Raw genomic sequence first — 4236 nt, forward strand, 5'->3', positions numbered from 1 at the left:
CCGCGCCGGTTCCGGGCACTCCGCGATGGAGCCCCTACCCGACGATCACGAACCACGACAAGCAACCTTCGCAATCCGCACATCAACTAATCGACTGGCATCAATGCCGAGTATCGTCTTCGGCCCCGAAAGAAGCGTTAAACGGAGCCGGAAACGCGTGATCCGCCTCCGGCACCCACGTTAACGACTTGCAACCCCGTTGCAAGGGCACGCTTCGCCATGGAAGCACTTCCTTCACTGCAAACCGGAGGCCACCCCTTCTGCGGTGCATCTTGTGTCGCAACGAAACACCGACCATTTCACAACGTCCCGCGCCCCGCAAACGCACCCGAAGGCGCGATCACGCCAACTTCACATCGGCTTCGGCTCGGCCGGATCTTCCATACGCTTGGTGACGACCTGGTCGATCAGTCCGAATTCCTTTGCGGCGTCGGCTGTCATGAAATTGTCACGCTCGAGCGCGTTGTGGATCGTGTCGTAATCCTGGCCGGTATGGCTGACATAGATCTCGTTCAGGCGCCGCTTGAGGTTCTCCACCTCCTTGGCATGAATGAGGATATCCGTCACCTGGCCCTGGAAGCCGCCGGAAGGCTGGTGCACCATGATCCGCGCATTCGGCAGAGCAAACCGATGCCCCTTCTCGCCCGCCGTCAGCAGCAGCGAGCCCATCGAGGCCGCCTGCCCCATGCAGAGCGTGGTGACCGGGCAGCGGATGAACTGCATCGTGTCATAGATGGACAGACCCGATGTCACCACCCCGCCCGGCGAGTTGAGATACATCGAGATTTCCTTCTTCGGGTTTTCCGCCTCGAGGAAGAGAAGCTGCGCGACGATCAGGCTCGCCATGCCATCTTCCACCGGCCCGTTCAGAAAGATGATGCGCTCGCGCAGGAGGCGCGAGAAGATGTCGAAGGCGCGTTCCCCGCGCGAGGACTGCTCGATCACCATCGGAACAAGCGAGTTGTAGGTTTCGATCGGGTCCTTCATCGGCATCCTCTTTGGGGCAAGAAACTGTGGGCAAGAAAAGGCGGGCGGCGATCAGCGTAAGTACGGCCCGGAATCGGACCCCTTCCTCCAGATAAACATGGTTCTCCCGCCTGAAAAGGGCGAGAGGCCGCGGCTCAGGCGCTCTTTGCCGGCTTGCTGAACGCAAGGTGGATACCCCAGCCGAGAATCAGGCCCCAGAAGGCGCCGCCAATCCCGAAAAGGGTCAACCCGGATGCCGCGACGAAAAAGGTCAGCAGCGCCGGCACGCGCGCATGCTCCTCGGAAATCGCGCCGTGCATCGCCGAGCCGAAGGTCGCGACCAGCGCGAGCCCGGCCGCCGCCTCGATCAGCACCGGGCTTGCGCGCAGGACGAGCGCCGCCGCGATTCCGGCAAGAGACGCCAGCAGCATGTAGCCGATGCCGGAGAAGACCGCCGCGACATAGCGCCGGCGCGGATCGGGATGGGCATCCGCGCCGGCGCAGAGCGCCGCGGTGATCGCCGCGTAATTGATCGTGGGCGCCGCCAGTGGCGCGCTGACCACCGAAAGGAACCCCGTGACCATCAGACCGTCGCGCGGGCGATGGCGAAATCCAAAGGTCGAGAGCACCGCGAGGCCGGTGATGTTCTGTGAGGCCATGGTCACGATGAAGAGCGGCAGGGCCACGCCCAGCAGGGCCGGAAGCGTCAGGGTCGGCAGGATGAATTCCGGCTGCGGCCAGGCAAAGCCCAATCCGCTGCCGAAGCCGCCATTCGTGCCGGTCAGCGCCAGCGCCAGCAGAACCGATGCCGGCACCGCCCAGAGCCGCGCGAATTTCAGCATCGCCAACCACAGCCCGAGAATGGCCAGGGCCGCGACAGGCTGGTGCTGGAGCGCCACGAAAGGCGCCATGCACAGCTTGAACAGAATTCCCGCCAGCATCGCATTGGCGATGGGGCGCGGAATGGCTTCGATGAATCGCGCGAGCGGAGTCCAGAACGCGGCGAGCACGATGAGGCAGCCCGCGATCATGAAGGCGCCGACCACCGCGGGGAAGCCGCCGGCCACCGCCCCGGTCGCGCCCAGCAGCGCGAGGCCCGGCGTGGACCACGCCACCGAGATCGGCATGCGCGAGATCAGGCTCAGCAGGATGGCGGCAAAGCCCTTGGTGAGCCCGACGAAGAGAAGGGCCGAGATGATCTGCGCCTCGGTCGCGCCCACCGCCGCCAGCCCCTTGATGAGGATCGCGACCGAACTCGTATAGCCCACCAGCGCGACAATCAGTCCCTGAACGGCCGCCTGGATCGAGAAATCGGCGTGGAACTTCGCCAGCAACAGCGGACGATTATCATTGGCCTGCATGAAACTCCGCCATCCGCATGGTTCGCCCCCGATTCGCGTCGCGGCAAATGGAAACGCCGCCCAAGGGGCGGCGCAACCGGAATTCAAGCGCAAGTCGCACCGTCCTGCGGCACGCCCAGCCCGCCGAAGCGGCCGTCACTCGGCCTTCTTGGCCTTGGCCTTCTTCGGTTTTTCGGCCTTGGCCTCCGCCGCCGGCTCGTCATCCGAGCCCATCAGCTCCTCGCGGGTCACCGGCTTCTCGGTCACCTTCACGCTGCCGAGGATGTGGTCCACGACCTTCTCCTCGAAGAGAGGCGCGCGGATTTCGGCGAGGGCCTGCGGGTTCTTGCGGTAGAAATCGAAGAACTGCTTCTCCTGGCCGGGGAACTGGCGGGCGCGCTCGATGAGCGCCTTGGTCACCTCATCCTCGGAGACCTTCACCTCGGCTTTCTCGCCCACTTCGGCAAGAACCAGCCCAAGGCGCACGCGGCGCTCGGCGATGCGCTGATACTCGGCGCGCGTCTCGCCCTCGCCCTTCTCGTCCCCCTCGAAGGTCTTGCCCTCGCGCTGCATATCCTGCAGCACCTGGGTCCAGACCGAGCTGAATTCCTGATCGACCATCGTCGGCGGGAGATCGAACCGATAGAGCGTGTCGAGACCGTCCAGAAGCTGGCGCTTCATCTTCTGGCGCGTCACCTGCAACAGCTCGGCGCCGAGGCCGCCCTTCACAATCTCGCGCATCTTCTCGAGCGATTCGACGCCCAGCTTCTTGGCGAGTTCGTCATCGATCGCGATATCGCCCGGCGCCTGGATGCCCTTCACAGTCACGGCAAACTCGGCCGGCTTCCCGGCGAGATCCACGACCTGGTAGGTCTCGGGGAAGGTGACGGAGATCGTCCTGGAATCGCCGACCATGGAACCAACCAGCTGCTCCTCGAAGCCCGGGATGAACTGGCCCGAGCCAAGAACAAGATCCGCGCCCTGCGCGCTGCCGCCCTCGAAGGCCACGCCGTTCATGGTGCCGACGAAGTCGATCGTCACCTTGTCGCCGTCCTTGGCCTTTTCCTTCTCGCCCCGCGGCGTGAAGGTGCGCACGGCATTGGCCATGCGCTGGATGGCCTCTTCGACATCGCTGTCAGGGACATGCGCCACCTCGCGGATCACCTCGATATGCGAGTGATCCTGCAGCTCGATGGTCGGCAGCACTTCCACATCCACCGAGAAATCGAGATCCGCCTCGCCGGCGAGCACCCTGGTGATGGTCGCCTCGTCTTCCGGCAGGACGATCCTGGGCTCGGCCGCGAGCTTCACGCCAGCTTCCTCGGCAATCTTCTTCTGCGCGTCGGTCACGGAATTCTGCACGACTTCGGCCATGATGGAACGGCCATAAATTTTCTTGATATGCGCGGTCGGAACCTTGCCTGGGCGGAAGCCGTTGAGCTGCACGCGGCCGCGGATCTGCTCGACTTCGGTCTCGAAGCGGCTGGCGAGGTCTGTCGCCGAGAGCACGACCTTGTATTGGCGCTTCAGCCCTTCGGCGAGGGTTTGGGTGAGTTGCATGGAAAAACCCTGATCGTGTCCTGTAGCGGAGCGAAAAGCCCCGGCTGGCCTGTCCGACCGCTTTTCGGCCGGACCGATTTCGAAAGAATGCCGCCGTGACGCGTTTCCCGGAACTCGAGGGCGAACCGGAGACTGGTGCGGGCGAAGGGAATCGAACCCCCACGACTTGCGTCACCGGAACCTAAATCCGGCGCGTCTACCAGTTCCGCCACGCCCGCGTGACCCAGAAGAAACCGCGTATCCAAGTCAACCGGGCAGCGGATGAAGCGGACAATCCGGCCATGCTCCGCCCACCGCCCGGCGCGGCGGCGGTGCTATAGCATGGTTTTTTTCCCCCGCAGCAAAAATCTGCACCGGAAACGGCCAGGTC

3 protein-coding genes and 1 tRNA gene are annotated in these 4236 nt (G+C 64.1%); all 4 read right to left on the bottom strand.

The annotated features are described in order from the left end of the window. Window positions 1-351: 351 nt before the first annotated feature. The 4 genes from ACKODO_RS16075 to ACKODO_RS16090 all read right to left on the bottom strand — a co-directional run bounded on the left by ACKODO_RS16075 (window position 352) and on the right by ACKODO_RS16090 (window position 4084). Entirely contained in the window at window positions 352-987 is a 636-nt protein-coding gene (locus tag ACKODO_RS16075; RefSeq protein ID WP_408984453.1) for an ATP-dependent Clp protease proteolytic subunit, read from the bottom strand. Window positions 988-1121: 134 nt separating this feature from the next. Continuing rightward, window positions 1122-2327, bottom strand: a complete 1206-nt coding sequence (locus ACKODO_RS16080) for a benzoate/H(+) symporter BenE family transporter (RefSeq protein ID WP_408984454.1) — start codon at window positions 2325-2327, stop codon at window positions 1122-1124. 135 nt (window positions 2328-2462) lie between these two features. Continuing rightward, entirely contained in the window at window positions 2463-3866 is a 1404-nt protein-coding gene (gene tig, locus ACKODO_RS16085; protein WP_408984455.1) for a trigger factor, read from the bottom strand. Window positions 3867-3999: 133 nt separating this feature from the next. Next, window positions 4000-4084 (bottom strand) — tRNA-Leu (locus ACKODO_RS16090). Window positions 4085-4236: the final 152 nt, after the last annotated feature.

Origin of the sequence: Rhabdaerophilum sp., assembly GCF_046092605.1 — a bacterium.
GTDB lineage: Bacteria > Pseudomonadota > Alphaproteobacteria > Rhizobiales > Beijerinckiaceae > Rhabdaerophilum.